At 64.9% G+C, this 15561-nt stretch carries 14 protein-coding genes; 10 read left to right on the forward strand and 4 right to left on the reverse strand.

Features of this window, described 5'->3' with window-relative positions; genetic code table 11:
- Positions 1–28: 28 nt before the first annotated feature.
- From AC3WW4_RS04160 to AC3WW4_RS04170, 3 genes are read right to left on the reverse strand one after another with little or no spacing between them, the layout of a single operon-like run.
- The gene (locus AC3WW4_RS04160; RefSeq protein ID WP_488827118.1) at positions 29–1213 is read right to left on the reverse strand and encodes a CaiB/BaiF CoA transferase family protein; all 1185 of its coding nucleotides are present in this window, start codon (positions 1211–1213) and stop codon (positions 29–31) included.
- Positions 1214–1231: 18 nt separating this feature from the next.
- Positions 1232–2392, reverse strand: a complete 1161-nt coding sequence (locus AC3WW4_RS04165) for an acyl-CoA dehydrogenase family protein (RefSeq protein WP_488827119.1) — start codon at positions 2390–2392, stop codon at positions 1232–1234.
- A 46-nt stretch (positions 2393–2438) separates the two neighbouring features.
- The gene (locus AC3WW4_RS04170) at positions 2439–3317 is read right to left on the reverse strand and encodes an HTD2 family dehydratase (protein ID WP_488827120.1); all 879 of its coding nucleotides are present in this window, start codon (positions 3315–3317) and stop codon (positions 2439–2441) included.
- 130 nt (positions 3318–3447) lie between these two features.
- On the opposite strand from AC3WW4_RS04170, the gene AC3WW4_RS04175 reads away from it, so the two are divergent.
- A complete protein-coding gene (locus AC3WW4_RS04175) occupies positions 3448–4344 on the forward strand; it encodes a LysR substrate-binding domain-containing protein (protein WP_488827121.1) in 897 nt (298 codons plus the stop codon).
- Here AC3WW4_RS04175 and AC3WW4_RS04180 read toward each other — a convergent pair.
- Positions 4329–5342, reverse strand: a complete 1014-nt coding sequence (locus tag AC3WW4_RS04180) for a LysR substrate-binding domain-containing protein (RefSeq protein ID WP_488827122.1) — start codon at positions 5340–5342, stop codon at positions 4329–4331. The two genes, AC3WW4_RS04175 and AC3WW4_RS04180, sit on opposite strands and share 16 nt — an antisense overlap.
- Before the next feature lie 226 nt (positions 5343–5568).
- Here AC3WW4_RS04180 and torT point away from each other — a divergent pair, with 226 nt between their 5' ends.
- The 9 genes from torT (at position 5569) to AC3WW4_RS04225 (ending at position 15555) form a co-directional block, all read left to right on the forward strand.
- Positions 5569–6642, forward strand: a complete 1074-nt coding sequence (gene torT / locus AC3WW4_RS04185; protein ID WP_488827123.1) for a TMAO reductase system periplasmic protein TorT — start codon at positions 5569–5571, stop codon at positions 6640–6642.
- Between the two features lie 44 nt (positions 6643–6686).
- A complete protein-coding gene (locus AC3WW4_RS04190) occupies positions 6687–8210 on the forward strand; it encodes a sugar ABC transporter ATP-binding protein (protein WP_488827124.1) in 1524 nt (507 codons plus the stop codon).
- Between the two features lie 18 nt (positions 8211–8228).
- Entirely contained in the window at positions 8229–9245 is a 1017-nt protein-coding gene (locus AC3WW4_RS04195) for an ABC transporter permease (protein ID WP_488827125.1), read from the forward strand.
- 82 nt (positions 9246–9327) lie between these two features.
- Positions 9328–10863 (forward strand): 4-hydroxyphenylacetate 3-hydroxylase N-terminal domain-containing protein, encoded by a 1536-nt coding sequence (locus AC3WW4_RS04200; protein ID WP_488827126.1) that lies wholly within the window; start codon positions 9328–9330, stop codon positions 10861–10863.
- A 33-nt stretch (positions 10864–10896) separates the two neighbouring features.
- The gene (locus AC3WW4_RS04205; RefSeq protein ID WP_488827127.1) at positions 10897–11841 is read left to right on the forward strand and encodes a VOC family protein; all 945 of its coding nucleotides are present in this window, start codon (positions 10897–10899) and stop codon (positions 11839–11841) included.
- A 44-nt stretch (positions 11842–11885) separates the two neighbouring features.
- Positions 11886–12299, forward strand: a complete 414-nt coding sequence (locus AC3WW4_RS04210; RefSeq protein ID WP_488827128.1) for a RidA family protein — start codon at positions 11886–11888, stop codon at positions 12297–12299.
- A gap of 37 nt (positions 12300–12336) precedes the next feature.
- Positions 12337–12870, forward strand: a complete 534-nt coding sequence (locus AC3WW4_RS04215; protein WP_488827129.1) for a flavin reductase family protein — start codon at positions 12337–12339, stop codon at positions 12868–12870.
- A 7-nt stretch (positions 12871–12877) separates the two neighbouring features.
- The gene (locus tag AC3WW4_RS04220) at positions 12878–15250 is read left to right on the forward strand and encodes a xanthine dehydrogenase family protein molybdopterin-binding subunit (RefSeq protein WP_488827130.1); all 2373 of its coding nucleotides are present in this window, start codon (positions 12878–12880) and stop codon (positions 15248–15250) included.
- A complete protein-coding gene (locus AC3WW4_RS04225; RefSeq protein ID WP_488827131.1) occupies positions 15247–15555 on the forward strand; it encodes a YciI family protein in 309 nt (102 codons plus the stop codon). Before AC3WW4_RS04220 ends, AC3WW4_RS04225 begins: the two co-directional genes overlap by 4 nt.
- Positions 15556–15561: the final 6 nt, after the last annotated feature.

Raw genomic sequence — 15561 nt, forward strand, 5'->3', positions numbered from 1 at the left:
AGGGTCAAAACGGTGACAATCAAGTCGGTCAGATCGCGGATGCGTCGCGCAGGCGGGCGACGGTGGTGTCGTCGCGACCGAGGCTGCTCAAGATGGCATCGGTGTGCTCGCCCAGACGCGGCACAGCGTCCATGCGGTAGTCGAAGCTGCTGTGGCGTCCGGGGGGCAGCAGCGCGGGGATGGTGCCGGCGGGCGAGCCCACCTCGGTCCAGCGTTCGCGGGCTTTCAGCTGCGGGTGGGCCCACAAGCCGGCCATGTCGTTCATCTGGGCGTTGGCGATCTGCGCCTCGTCGAGGCGGGCCAGCACCTGTTCGGCCGTGAGGCTGGCGAAGGTGTCGAGAATGATGGTGCGCAGGGCCTGGCGGTTCTGGTTGCGGCGCGCGTTGGCGTCGAAGCGCGGATCGCTGGCCAGCGTGGGGTTCTTCAGCACGGCACTGCAGAAGACCTTCCACTCGCGCTCGTTTTGCAGACCCAGCATCACGACCTTGCCGTCGCCGGCCTCGAAGGGGCCATAGGGGTAGATGGTGGCGTGGGCGGCGGCGGCGCGGGCCGGGGGCGTGGCGCCTTCGAAGGCGTAGTACATGGGGTAGCCCATCCACTCGCCCAGGGCTTCGAGCATGGACACGTCGATGTGGCTGCCCACCCCGGTGCGCTGGCGCTGCAGGAGGGCGGCCAGGATGCTGGTGTAGGCGTACATGCCTGCGGCGATGTCGGCAATCGAGTTGCCGGCCTTGCAGGGTTCATCCGGTGTGCCTGTGACCGACAGGAAGCCCGCTTCGCTCTGGATCAGGAGGTCGTAGGCCTTCTTGTCGCGGTAGGGGCCGTCGTCGCCGTAGCCGGTGATGTCGCAGCAGATGAGCTGAGGGTGGCTCTCTTTGAGCGATTCATAGCCCAGACCCATGCGTGCGGCAGCACCGGGCGCGAGGTTCTGCACCAGCACGTCGGCATCGCGCAGCAGGTCTTTCAAGACCGCCAGCGCTTCCGGGTGCTTCAGGTCCAGCGTGAGGCTTTCCTTGGAGCGGTTGACCCACACGAAGTGCGAGGCTTCGCCGCGCACGCGCTGGTCGTAGGCACGGGCGAAGTCGCCCACGCCCGGGCGCTCGACCTTGATCACGCGCGCGCCCAGGTCGGCGAGCTGGCGGGTGCAGAACGGCGCCGCGATGGCGTGCTCCAGGGAGATGACGGTGATGCCGTCCAGCGGGCGGGTGCGCATGGTGGGGACTCCCTGCAATCAGAAGGACCTGGGCAGGCCCAGGATGTGCTCGGCCACGTAGGACAGGATCAGGTTGGTCGAGATCGGGGCCACCTGATAGAGACGGGTCTCGCGGAACTTACGTTCGATGTCGTACTCGCAGGCGAAGCCGAAGCCGCCGTGGTACTGCAGGCAGACGTTGGCCGCTTCCCAGCTGGCCTTGGCGGCCAGGTACTTGGCCATGTTGGCTTGCGGGCCGCAGGCTTCGTGGGCGTCGAAGCGGCGGCAGGCTTCGTAGCGCATCAGGTTGGCGGCCTCGATCTCGATGTAGGACTCGGCGATCGGGAACTGCACGCCCTGGTTCTGGCCGATAGGACGCCCGAAGACCTCGCGGTCTTTCGCGTAGCGGCTGACGCGGTCGATGAACCAGTAGCCGTCGCCGATGCACTCGGCAGCGATCAGGGTGCGTTCGGCGTTCAGGCCGTCGAGGATGTACTTGAAGCCCTGGCCTTCTTCCCCGATCAGGTTCTCGGCCGGGATCTCGAGGTTCTCGAAGAACAGCTCGTTGGTCTCGTGGTTGACCATGTTGGGGATGGGGCGCACGGTCAGGCCGGACTTCTCGGCCTCGCGCAGGTCCACCATGAAGATGGACATGCCTTCGGACTTGCGCTTGACCTCGCTGAGCGGTGTGGTGCGCGCCAGCAGGATCATCCAGTCGGAGTGCTGCACGCGCGAGATCCAGACCTTCTGGCCGTTGATCACGTAGCGGTCGCCACGCTTGACGGCGGTGGTCTTGATCTTGGTGGTGTCGGTGCCGGTGGTGGGCTCGGTCACGCCCATGGACTGCAGGCGCCATTCGCCGCTGGCGATCTTGGGCAGGTAGAACTGCTTCTGGGCTTCGGAGCCGTGGCGCAGCAGGGTGCCCATGTTGTACATCTGGCCATGGCAGGCGCCCGAGTTGCCGCCGCTGCGGTTGATCTCTTCCATGATGACCGAGGCCTCGGTCAGGCCCAGGCCGGAGCCGCCGTATTCCTGCGGGATCATGGCGGCCAGCCAGCCGGCTTCGGTCAGTGCGTTGACGAAGGCTTCGGGGTAGGTGCGTTGCTCGTCGATCTTGCGGTGGTACTCGTCGGGGAACTGGGCACACAGGTCACGGACGGCTTCGCGGATGTCGGGGAAGGTTTGGTCGGCAGGAGACATGGGAGGGGCAAATCGAAAGAGGACGAAAGAGAGGGGGCTGAGGCGTTCAGGCCAGTTCGGCACTGGCCTGCATGGTCAGCCAGCCTTCGTGGTCATGGGCCCAGAGCTGGACATGTCGACCGTCGGCCGAGGGACGGCCGCACACGGTGAAGGCATGGATGTCGAAAATCGGGCGCACCGCCTTGAAATGGAAGCTCAGAACATGAGCCTGTGGAGCATGACGACGGACCAGGTCCAGCAGCAGGGTGGCGATCAGGGGGCCGTGCACGACCAGACCGGGATAGCCTTCGACCTCGGTGGCGTAGGGGCGGTCGTAGTGGATGCGGTGGCCGATGAAGGTGAGGGCCGAGTAGCGAAAGAGCAGGGCGTCGTCGGCGCGGATGTCACGCTGCCACGGGGCGCCGCGCTCCGCTGCCGTGGGGGCGGGTACGGGGTCGCCGGCTTGTGGCGCAGCGCGGTACACCAGGTCCTGGGTTTCGGTGAGCGCAAGACCGCGGGCGTTGTGCACTTCGTGGACCACCTGCACGAACACCAGGTCGCCGCTGCGACCCGCCTTGTGCTGGACCGAAGCGATGCGCGACTGGCGCTGCACCGCGTCACCCACCTGCACGGGGTTGGCGGGCTCCCAGCGCACTTGGCTGCCTGCCCACATGCGGCGGGGCAGGGGCACAGGGGGGAGGAAGCCGCCGGTGCGGGCGTGGCCATCGGACCCGACCTCGCTTTGCAGGTGCTGGGGCAGGAAATACAGCCAGTGGCTCAGGGGTGGCAGGTGGGTGCCCGCGGTCACGGAGGCGTCGGCATGGTCGAGCGTGGCGTGCCAGCGGCGCAGGGCCGAGGCCTGCACGTCGTCGGTGAGAAGCTCGGTCTTGCCCAGCCAGGTCTGCAGGTGCGTGAGGGTGGCCGGGGCCAGCGTGCGGTCGTTCATGGCGTGATGACAGGAAAGGATGGGTCCATCATGCAAGCCCCGTCCTGCGTGCACAATCACGGATTTGTGGAGCGAGCCTTCGGATAATCTGAAGGCTTTTGGTCTGAAGATGATCTGAAGGGAAGCGCCGGTGCATTTCGATCTACAGGATCTGAGGCTGTTTGTGCGGGTGGCCGAATCGGGCAGCTTGACCCGGGCGGCCAGCTTGCAGCATGCATCGCTGGCGGCCGTGAGTGCCCGCATCAAGTCCCTGGAAGAGCAGGTGGGCATGGACCTGCTGGTGCGCCAGGCCCGCGGTGTCAAGCTGACGCCACCGGGGGAGGCCTTCCTGCACCACGCCCGGGTGATGCTGCGTCAACTGGAGTCCATGCGCTCGGACTTGCAGGAGTACGGCGGCGGTCTGAGAGGGCACTTGCGGGTGCATGCCAACACGACAGCCGTGTCGGACATCCTGCCCGACGTGCTGGCAGGTTACCTGGCTGAGCACCCCAGGGTGAACGTCGACCTTCAAGAAAAACCGAATGCTGAGATTGCGAGAGGGGTGCTGGACGGTCGCTGTGACCTGGGCATCGTGGCCGGTCAGGTGAACCCACTGGGGTTGCAGGCGATCCACTTCAGTACCGATCAGCTGGTACTGGCTGCTTCACGCAAGCACCCGCTGGCGAGACGCAAGGCAGTGAGCTTTGCCGAGGTGATCAACGAGGACATGGTGGGCATGCACCAGGGCAGCACCTTGCAGAATTTTCTGGAAGGCGAGGCCCACCGCCTGGGCAAGTCGCTCAAGTTGCGGATTCAGCTGAGCAGCTTCGATGCCATGTGCCGCATGATTGGCGCGGGCGTGTGTGTGGGCGTGGTGCCCGAGAGCACGGCGCTGCGCAATCAGGACAGCTTGCGCATCGCGCTGGTGCGCTTAACGGACCCCTGGAGTGTGCGCGAGCGCTTCATCCTGGTGCGAGACCGCGCCAGCTTGCCGGGCTATGCACAGGACCTGATCACCGCCCTGGAGCGCCGTTACCAGAACTCGTGATGGTGCAAAGGCTGAGGGTCGAACTGCATCGGCCAGCTTGGGGGCTTGGCTTCGGTTGCATCTGTGGTGATCATCTGGGTGCACTCGCGCAGCACCATGTGAACGAGCTTGAGCTCCATCGCCATGTGGCGCTCGCGCATCCAGATGGCGCCAATGCGCATGCGTGTGTCGCCCAGGCTCAGCGGCAGGCGTGCAAGCAGGCCATCTTTGGCGAACTGATCGGCCACATCGCGCGACAGGAAAGCGATCGAGTCGGTGGCTTGCAGCACCCCTACATTGGTCATGATGGACGACGAATCGACCTGCAGGCGTGAGATCTGGATGGCGTTCTGGGTCAGGAAGGCATCAATGTGCTGGCGGATCTGGGTGCCCTGTGGTGACAGGATCACGGGGTAGTCTTCCAGCGCGCTCCAGTCGAGCAGGCGCCGCTGGGTGAGGGGGTGATCGCGGCGCACGGCCAGCACCAGCTCCTCTTCGTACAGCATCTCGTGCATGAGGTCTTCGCTCAGCGGGCGACGCGGCAGGATGCTGATGGCCAGGTCGAGGCTGCCGACGCGCAGGTCATGCACCAGGCTGGAGATGGTGCCTTCGCGCACAGATATGGCCAGCGGCATGGCCTCCGCGTCGAGTTTGGCCACGAAGCGTGGCAACAGCGCTGCTGTGACCGAGGGGCTCACACCCAGGCTCACCCGCGGCACACGCCCCTCTTGCAGGTCTCGCAGTTCTTCCTGCGCATTGAGCAGTCGGTTGAGCACCTGCCGGCCGTGACGGATCAGGCAGGCACCGTGTTCGGTGGGCTCGATGCCGTGGGCGTTCGTGACGAAGAGTGGCGCTTCCAGCGAGTCTTCCAGGCCGCTCAGCACCTTGAGCAGTTGTGCCTCCTTGAGGCCCAGGAACATCGCCGCACGAGAGACCGAACGAAAGTCTTCGAGCGCGACCAGCACCTGGAAATGTCGGATCTTGAGGTTGGCGCGGATGTACCAGTCGAGTAAAGCCATGGGTCTTCCGTGTTGAAGGGGGCGAGGTTACTTGCGCAAGTTCCGTGCCGCATTGGGGATACCCCCCGGTCGATATAACTGCCTCCGATTTTTTGGGCATCAACGATTCATTAGACGTTGATGACACCGGCTGACACCATGCGACCACGCACTGAGAACAACCACTTCATTGCGTTGAATGCCCCATCCCTATTGGTTCTGTAATGGTTTCTCTACTTCCGGGAACATGACGATGCTGAATGCCAAGATGATTTTGAAGGGTGCTGCTTTGGGCAGCTTGCTGGCTTGTGCCGTGAGCGCTCAAGCGGCCAACTGGTACCCCCTGACCTTGAACTCGACCAAGGACGGCAAGACCACGCAGGTGCCTTATTCGCCGCTCGCCAAGGCCTCCAAGCCCTGGATGGTGTGCGTGTCCTTCCCGCACATGAAGGATCCCTTCTTCCTGGCCGCCAATTACGGCATCGTTGAAGAAGCCAAGCGCCTGGGTGTGCGCGTTCAGGTGATGGATGCCGGTGGCTACACCCAGGTGAGCAACCAGATTTCGCAAATTGAAAACTGCGCCGCCGGTGGCGCCGATGCCGTGGTGATGGTGGCGATCGCCGCAGACGGCATGAACAACGTGCTGGCCAACCTGAAGAAGAAGAACATCCCCGTGGTGGACGCCATCAACGGCGTGACCTCCAAGGACACCGGCGTGCGCGTGCTGACCAGCCCGCGTGACGAAGGTTTGCGTGCCGGCCAGTACCTGGCCAAGAAGTATCCGAAGGGTGGCAAGGCTGTGAAGGTGGCCTGGCTGCCAGGTCCAGCCGGTGCCGGTTTCGTCGAGGCCTTCAACGCCGGCTTCCACGAAGGCATCAAGGACAGCGCCGTGGTCGTGGTCGAAACCAAGAACGGCGACGTGGGCAAGGAAGTCCAGGCCCGCCTGGTGGAAGACCTGCTGCAGACCCACAAGGATCTGGACTATCTGGTGGGCACCGCCGTGATGGCCGAGTCGGCTGTGCCGCTGCTGCGCGCCCGCAACCTGCAAGACAAGGTCAAGCTGCTGTCGGTCTACATGACCCCGGGCGTCTACCAGGGCCTCAAGAGCAAGTCGATCGAAGCGGCCGGTAGCGCGCCTGTGGTGCTGACGGCTCGGATCATGCTGGACTCCGCCGTGCGCCTGCTGGAGAACAAGGTCGAGCACACCGACATCGGCACGCTGGGCAGCGTGTTCACGCAGAGCGAAGTCTCGAAGCTGCAGCCGGACACCGTGCTGGCGCCGGCCTCGTTCAAGCCTGTCTTCCGCTTTGGTGGCAAGTGAGTTGCTGAACGTGGACCGCTGAACCCTCTGAGAGACCTGTCACCATGCTTCATCCCACCCGCGTCGATGTGGTCGAGCAGCCCGTGCTGCAAGCCCATGGCCTGAGCAAGCGCTACGGCCAGCATCTGGCACTCCATGACGTCAGCTTCAGCGTGCGCGCCGGCCAGGTGCACGTGCTGTTCGGCGAGAACGGGGCTGGCAAGTCCACCCTGATCTCGATGCTGGCGGGCGCCCGTGAGCCCAGCGAAGGGGAGATCGAGGTGGCAGGTTTCCGGGGCGCGTTTCGCTCCGTGTCCGAGTCCCGGCAACACGGCGTGCGCGCCGTGTTCCAGGAGTTCTCGTTGATCCCGATGTTGAGTGTGGCCGACAACATCACCCTGGGTGAGGAGCCTTTGACGGTGGGAGTGATCCTGTCGCCGAGCAAGGCACGGGAAGAGGCTCAACGTTTGATCCAGGTGCTGGGCTTCGACCTGGACCCTGACACCCGTGTCGAGACCTTGCCGCGTGGCAAGCAGCAGATGGTCGAGATCTGCAAAGCGCTGCGCCACCGTCCAAAGGTGCTGATCCTGGACGAGCCCACAGCGTCACTGTCCGAGCACGATGCACAGTCCCTGTTCAAGCTGGTGCGCCAGCTCAAGGACCAGGGCACCGCCATCGTCTACATCACCCACCGCATGCACGAGATCCCGCTGCTGGGTGACGAGGTGACGGTGTTGCGCGATGGCCGTCTGGTGGCCACGGTGCCGGCGAGCACGCCGGAGAGCAAGCTCATTGAGCTGATGACCGGCCGCACGATGGCCAAGATCTACCCGGTGCTGCGCGACGAGTTTGGGCCGGAGCGCCTGGTCATGGACCATGTGACCCTGCGTCACCAGGTGGGTCAGGTCGCGGTGCGCGATGCCAGCCTGCAGGTACGCGCCGGTGAGATCGTCGGCATCGCCGGCCTGGTGGGATGTGGCAAGAGCGAGTTGGCGCAGGCCTGCTTCGGTCTGCACCGCCTGCAAAAGGGCGAGATCCGTCTGGATGGTCAGGCGCTGCGCTTGCGCCGCCCGGCCGATGCAATCGCCAGCAAGATCTGGTACAGCCCGTCCGACCGAAAGAACGAAGGTTTGGCGCTCGGCCGCCCGGCGCGCGAGAACATGTCGCTGTCGGGGCTGGTGTGGGGCTCGTTTGCGAGCCGCTGGCTCAAGCCCAAGCGTGAACGCGCCATGCTGCACGACGTGGCAGGCCGTGTGGAGTTTCCCAAGCAACGCCTCAGTGAGCCGGTGGGCAACTTCTCCGGTGGCAACCAGCAAAAGGTGCTGTTGGCCAAGGGCCTGGCGCAGGACATTGAGGTGTACCTGTTCGACGAGCCCACGGTGGGGGTCGACATCGGGGCCCGCCTGGCGATCTACCAGTGCCTGGGCGAGCTGAGCGCCGCCGGGGCCGCCATCGTGATGGTGTCGTCCGACCTGCCCGAGTTGATGGGCATGACGCACCGGATGCTGGTGATGAACGAGGGCCGCATCGTGGCCGAGTTCCAGCGCGCCGAGTACGACGAGCACCGCATTCTCGAAAAGTTTTTTTGATTCTTCCAAGGACTTGCCATGCAATCCCCTCCCACCGCTGCCCTGTCTGTGACGCCGGAACCCGTCGCGCCCTCTTTCAAGCTGCTGCCCTGGCTGCAGCGCAACCGCCAGCAACTGGCGCTGCCCGTGATGTTCGTGGCCGCCTTGATCTGGTTCTCGTGGCAGGCCCCCGGCTTCCTGTCGAGCGACAACCTGACCAATGTGTCGCGCCAGTCGGTGTACCTGTTGATCGTGGCGCTGGGCCAGCTCATTGTGCTGATCTGCGGCGGGCTGGACCTGTCGGTCGGCGCGGTGGTGTCACTGACCTCGGTTGTGAGTGCCACGGTGATGGCCGCGGTGTACGCCGCTATGCCGGATTCACCGGGTCTGGCCATCGCGGCGGGCCTGGCCTCGGGAATCGTCATCGCCCTGCTCGTGGGTGTCATCAACGGTATCGGCTCCACCTGGTTCAAGATCCCGCCGTTCATGATGACGCTGGGCCTGTCGTCGGTGCTGTTTGGCATCACCTTGCTGGTCAGCGGTGGCGTGCCCATCTACGGTCTGCCGCCTGAGCTGGGTCAGATCTTCGGCTACGGCCAGTTTGCCGGCATGCCCATCCCGTCGCTGGTGGCCCTGCTGCTGGTGGTGTTGACCTATGTGCTGCTGGAGTGGTCGCGCTTTGGTCGCCACCTGTATGCCACGGGCGGCAATGCCCGCGCCGCCGAGCTGTCCGGGGTCAACACCACCCGCGTCACCATCATCGCCTTCATCCTGTCGAGCCTGATGGCCATGCTGGCCGGCATCTTGTTGACCGCCCGCCTGGACACCGGTGAGTCGAACATCGGCGCCAGCCTGCCCCTCGAATCAATTGCCGCCTGCGTGATTGCCGGCGTGAGCTTGGCCGGTGGCCAGGGACGCACCTTCACCGTGCTGATCGGCACCCTGCTGATCATGCTGGTCCAGAACGGCCTGAACCTGATGCAGGTCGGCGCCTATGCCCAAACCATGTCCATCGGCGCGATCCTGATCTTCGCCATGGCCCTGTCCCGTCATTGACCCCAAGGTCACCGACCTTCCTTCTCAACCCCCTGTCTGTTCCTACTGACTTTACCGAGCGAGACACATCATGAATGCACCCATGAACAAAGCTGCGCTGATTCCTTACACCGGCAAGGAATACCTCGAGAGCCTCAACGACGGCCGCGAGGTCTGGATCTACGGCGAGCGCGTCAAGAACATTGCCGAGCACCCGGCCTTCCGCAACTCGGCCCGCATGGTCGCGCGCTTCTACGATTCGCTGCATGACCCGGCCCGCCGCGACGTGCTGACGACTGAAACCGAATGGGGTGGCTACACCCACCGTTACTTCCGCGCTCCGATGAACGTGGCCGAGCAAGTTGCCGCCCGTGACGCCGTGGCCGAGTCGCAGCGCATCTCCTACGGTTGGATGGGCCGTTCGCCGGACTACAAGGGCTCGTTCCTGGCTACGCTGGGTGCCAACGCCGCCTTCTACAAGGGCTATGAGGCCAACGCCACGGCCTGGTACCGCAAGGCCCAGGAACGTACCGCCTACATCAACCACGCGATCATGAACCCGCCGGTGGACCGCGACAAGCCGACGGCCGACACCAATGACGTGTTCATCCGCGTCGTGCGTGAAACCGATGCCGGCATCTATGTGAGCGGCGCCAAGGTGGTGGCCACGGCCTCGGCCCTGACCCACTTCACCTTCGTGGCCCACGCCGGCCAGATTCCCATCAAGGACGGCTCCTACGCCCCCGTGTTCATCGTGCCGACCGGTGCGCCCGGCGTGAAGATGATCTCGCGCATGTCCAACGAGCAGCGTGCCGCGGTGATGGGCAGCCCGTTCGACTACCCGCTGTCCTCGCGCATGGACGAGAACGACGCCATCCTGGTGCTGGACAACGTGTTCGTACCCTGGGAAGACGTGTTCATGCACAACAACGTTGACCTGGCCAACCGCTTCGCGCCGGACTCCGGCTTCAATGCCCGCGCCGCCATGCACGGTTGCACCCGTCTGGCCGTTAAGCTGGACTTCATGACCGGCGTGCTGTCCAAGGCGCTGAGCATCACCGGCAGCAAGAGCTTCCACGGCGTGCAGTCGCGCTTCGGTGAAGTGGTCGCCTGGCGCAACACCATGTGGGGTCTGTCCGACGCCATGGCCAAGAGCAACATCCCTTGGAATGGCATGGTGCAGCCGGACGCTCGCTACGGTGCAGCCTACCGCACGATCTCGCAGATCGCTTTCCCGATGATCAAGCAGATCATCGAAGCCAGCGTGTCGAGCGGCCTGATCTACCTGCCTTCGCACGCCGACGACTTCAAGCAGCCTGAGCTGCGTGGCTACCTGGACCGCTTCGTGCGCGGCTCGGGCGGTGTGGACGCCGAACAGCGTGTCAAGGTCATGAAGCTGCTGTGGGACTGCATCGGCACCGAGTTCGGTGGCCGCAGCGAGCTGTACGAAATCAACTACCTGGGCTCCAACGACGTGACCCGCCTGGCCAACCTGTGGGAAGCCCAGGGCAGCGGCGACATGGCCAACATGGAGGCGCTGGTGGACCGCTGCATGGGCGAGTACGACCTCAACGGCTGGACCACGCCTGACCTCATCAACAACGATGACGTGAGCTACCTGCGCAACAAGAAGGCCTGATCGACGGCTGCACCCACACAAGGAGCTTTGACGATGCCCACCGCCATCGACGTCGCCTACGTCGTTTACCAGGCCACCGATCTTGACCGCATGGAAAGCTTCATGCAGGAATTCGGTCTGGTCACCGCCGAGAGGCGTGGTGACGCGCTGTTCATGCGCGGCGCCTCCTCGGCCCCTTTCATCCATGTGACGCGCAAGGGGGCGGAGAACCGCTTCGTGGGCGGTGCGATGCAGATGGCCTCGAAGGCCGATCTGGAGGCACTGGCAGCCTTGCCGGGTTCGTCGGCGGTGGAGCCCATCACCGACATGCCTGGTGGCGGTTGGCGCGTGCGCATGCACACCCCGGACGGCGTGCCGCTCGATGGGGTGTGGGGTCAGACGCCTGCTCAGGCGCTGCTCTTGCGTGAGCCCAATGCCTTCAATGCGGGCACGGTGAAAACGCGCGTCAACTACTCCTTGCGTCCCAAGCGTGAGCCCGGACTGGTACTGCGCATTGGCCACTTCGGTTTGCGCTGCGCCAGCCACGACGACACGCTGCTCTGGTTCCGTGAACGCTTTGGCGTGCTGGATTCGGACTACCTGTGCGTGCCGGGCGACGAGAGCAAGGTGATCGGCACCTTCCTGCGCTTCAACCAGGGCGAAACGCCGGTGGACCACCACTTCATGCTCATCACCCAGTCGCGCAACCCCGCCGATACGGGCGTGCACCACTGCAGCTTCGAGATGCAGGACATCGACGCGCTGATGGGGGCGCACGACTACCTGCTGGAGCGTGGCCATGAGTTGGAATGCGGCGTCGGCCGCCACCTGGTGGGCAGCCAGATCTTCGACTACTGGAAGGATTCCTTTGGCTTCCGTGTCGAGCACTACACCGATGGGGACGTCTCCAACATCCACTACCAGCCGGTGCGCTATGCCGTGGCGGCGGACGAGACGACCCAGTGGGGCATGCAGCCCCCCAAGACGTTCTTTGACTGAGTTTTCCCTTCCCCTTGACTTCAATCCTTGTTGAAAGGTTTCCCATGTCTTTGAAAAAGCAACGTTTCATCTCCCCGGATGTCGCCGAATACCCTCCCGGCCACTGGTCCAACTGCATCCGTGTTGGCGACCAGATCTGGCTGTCGGGCTTCACCTCCCGCGCCAATGACCTGAAGACCATTCAAGGCGAAGGCAGTGCTTACGAACAAGCCAAGATCATCTTCCAGAAGATCAAGAGCTGCCTGGAAGCGGCGGGCTCTGGCATGGAAGATGTGGTCAACATGACCATCTTCGTGGTCAACATGGCCGACAACAAGGAAATCTGGCGTGCTCGCCAGGAGTTCTTCACAGGCGACTTCCCTTGCTCGACCCTGATCCAAGTTTCGAGCTTGGCCCAAGGCGACATCAAGCTGGAAATTCAGGCTGTGGCCATGGCCGGCAGCGGTACCAAGGCCTGAGCCACCTGATTGATTGCCATTGCGTTTGGAGCTTGTCATGCCCCCCATCGAACTGAAACACACAGAAGCCAGTGCGACCGTCGCGCCAGCCTCTCCGTTCACGTCCAGAGACTTTCGGGATGCGATGGGGCGGTTTGCCGCCGGCGTGGTGGTGATCACGACCAAAGTGGGCGAGGATGCCCACGCCATGACGGCCACGGCCTTCATGTCCGGCTCGCTGGAGCCGCCTCTGGTCATTGTCTCCATCGCGCACACCGCGCGCATGCACGACAAGATCAAGGACTCCAGCGTGTTCGGGGTCAGCATCCTGGGCAGCCGCCAACAGTCGGCGAGCAACCATTTTTCGGGCCGGGGCGTGGAAGGCTACGCCCCCCAATTTGAATTCCTGGGCGGCGTGCCTGTGCTGGCCGAGGCCGACGTGCAACTGACCGCCGATGTGCGTCACAGCTATGCCTGTGGCGACCACACGCTGTATGTGGGCGAGGTGCGCCAGCTGATCAATGCGCCGGTCGAGCCTCAACCGTTGGTTTATCACAAGGGCCGCTACGTCCAGGTGCAGGCTGCGGCGTGAGGCACGGATGAACGCTGTTTCCCAGTCTCCTTCGTCTTGCGGGATCGGCGCGCCCCTGCCGCGCCGTGAAGATGTGAGGATGGTGACCGGTCGCGGTCGCTATGCCGACGATGTGCGCATGCACGGCCAGGCCTATGGCCATGTGCTGCGCTCGGATGTGGCCCATGCCCGCATCCGTCGCATCGATGTCAGCGGGGCCCTGACGGTGCCCGGCATCCTGGCGGTGTTGACCGCCGACGATTACGCGCAAGATGGCTGGGGCGACATCCCCTGCCTGAGCATCCCGCCCACCATCACGGGCAAGACTTACCATGCCACGCCGTTTCCGCCCCTGGCTCAGGACCGTGTCCTGGCCATTGGCTCGGGCGTGGCCTTTGTCGTGGCGGAGACGCTTGCAGCGGCCATGGACGCGGCCGAGCGCATCGTCGTCGAGTACGAAGCGCTGCCCGCTGCGCCCACCGTGGAAGACGCCATCGCGCCGGGGGCCCCGCTGGTGTGGCCGCAGGCCGAGGGCAACCGCTGCTTCGTGCACGAACTGGGCGATGCCGTCCAAACCGATGCCGCGTTCGCGCAGGCCGATCGCGTGGTGTGCGCCCGCATCCGCAGCCAGCGCGTGGCCGGCAACCCGCTGGAGCCGCGCACCTGCCTGGGCCATTACGACCAGGGCACGCAGCGCTGGCACCTGACCAGCTCCACCGCCAACCCGCACCGCATCCGCCTGCTGCTGGCCGAGCACATCATCCGTGTGCCCGCACACCGCGTGCACGTGGTTGCCGGCGATGTGGGCGGCGGCTTCGGCACCAAGGGAGGTCTCTACCCGGAAGAGATCCTGGTGGTGTGGGCCGCGCAGCGTGTCGGCCGCCCGGTCAAATGGGTGTGCGACCGCAGCGAAGCCTTCCTGTCCGACTTCAACGGCCGCGACCAGATCGCAGATGCCGAGATGGCCTTGCGCGCCGATGGCACCGTGCTGGGCCTGCGCGTGGTGCTGAACCACAACCTGGGGTGCCAGCTCGGGCCCTCGACCGCGCACCCGCCGCTGGTCGGCTCACGCATGTTGTCGGGCGTGTACGCCTTCCCGGCCATGCACGTCACCATCCAGGGCATCTTCACGCACAGCCGCACGCTGACCACCTACCGAGGCGCCGGACGTCCGGAATCGACCCTGGTGGTCGAACGCATGATGGAGCTGGCCGCGGCCGAGCTGGGCATGGACCCGATCGAGATCCGCCGCCGCAACTTCATCCGCCCCGAGCAGATGCCTTACCGCACGGCCATCGCCGAAACCTACGACTGTGGCGAGTTCGAGGCCATCCTCGACAAGGCCCTGGTGCTGGCTGACTGGGATGGCTTTGAGGCGCGCCGCCGCGCCAGCGAGGCCAAGGGCCTGCTGCGCGGCCGTGGCCTGTCGATGTACATCGAGGTGTGCGCCACCATCAGTGACCGCATGGAGATCCGTTTCGACGCCACAGGCGGCCTGACCATCCTGGCCGGCACCTTCTCGTATGGACAGGGTCACGAAACGAGCTACCCCCAGATGATCCACGAGTGGCTGGGCGTGCCGATCGAGCGCATCCACTTCCTACAGGGCGACACCGACAAGATCGCCAACGGACGCGGCAGTTTTGGCTCACGCAGCATGACCGTGGGCGGCTCGGCCCTGAAAGCCGCGTGTGACGAGGTCATCGAGAAGGGGCGCCGTGTGGCGGCCATCTTGCTCGACGTGCCCGAGACGGCCTTGCGCTTTGAGCGCGGCGTGTACCACGTCGAGGGCAGCGACCAGCAGATCACCCTCGACCGTGTGGCACGCACCACCTACGCCTGGGGCACGCCCAAGCCCTTGCCGGCCGATCTGTGGAACGGCCTGGAGGGCCGCGGCTACTTCAACGCCAACCCGCAGAACTACCCGAACGGCTGTTACCTGGCCGAGGTCGAGGTCGACCCCGAGACCGGGGTGGTGACGCTGGACGCCGTGTCCGCCGTGGACGACGTCGGCACGGTCATCAACCCACTGGTGCTGGAAGGGCAGATCCATGGCGGCATCGCACAAGCCGCCGGGCAGGTGCTCAAGGAAAAGATCGTGCATGCGCCCGACGGGCAGCTGCTGACCGGCTCCTTCACCGACTACGCCATGCCCCACGCGGCCGACTTCCCGCGCTTCAAGCTGGCCATGCACCCGGTGCCCACGCGCACCAACCCCCTCGGGGTCAAGGGCGGCGCCGAGACCGGCACCGTGGGCCTGCCGCCCGCGATCGTGACCGCCATCGTCGACGCGCTCAAACCTCTGGGCATCACCGACATCGAAACGCCCGCCACGCCGCTGGTGGTGTGGCAAGCCATCCAGGCGGCACGTGCCGCCCGGGCTGTGGAGAACACGCAATGAATCTGTACATGGTCTACCGACTGGACCGCACCGACGGCCAGGCCCCTGCCATCCGCGAGGCCGTGCGCCCCGCCCACCGCGCCTACATGGACCGCTTCAGCGCCCGCGTGCGCCTGGGTGGCCCGGTGCTGGATGCCAACGGCCAAGGCTGTGGCGGCCTGATGGTCATCGAAGCCGAGAACGAAGACGATGTCCGCGCCATGGTGCAGGACGACCCCTTCGAGCACGCTGGCCTGTCTGCCCACATCGATATCCGACCCTTCCGCTGGCAGACCAAGCGACCGGCCGATTTGCCCCCCCTGTGAAGCACG

The organism is Aquabacterium sp. TM01 (assembly GCF_057808345.1).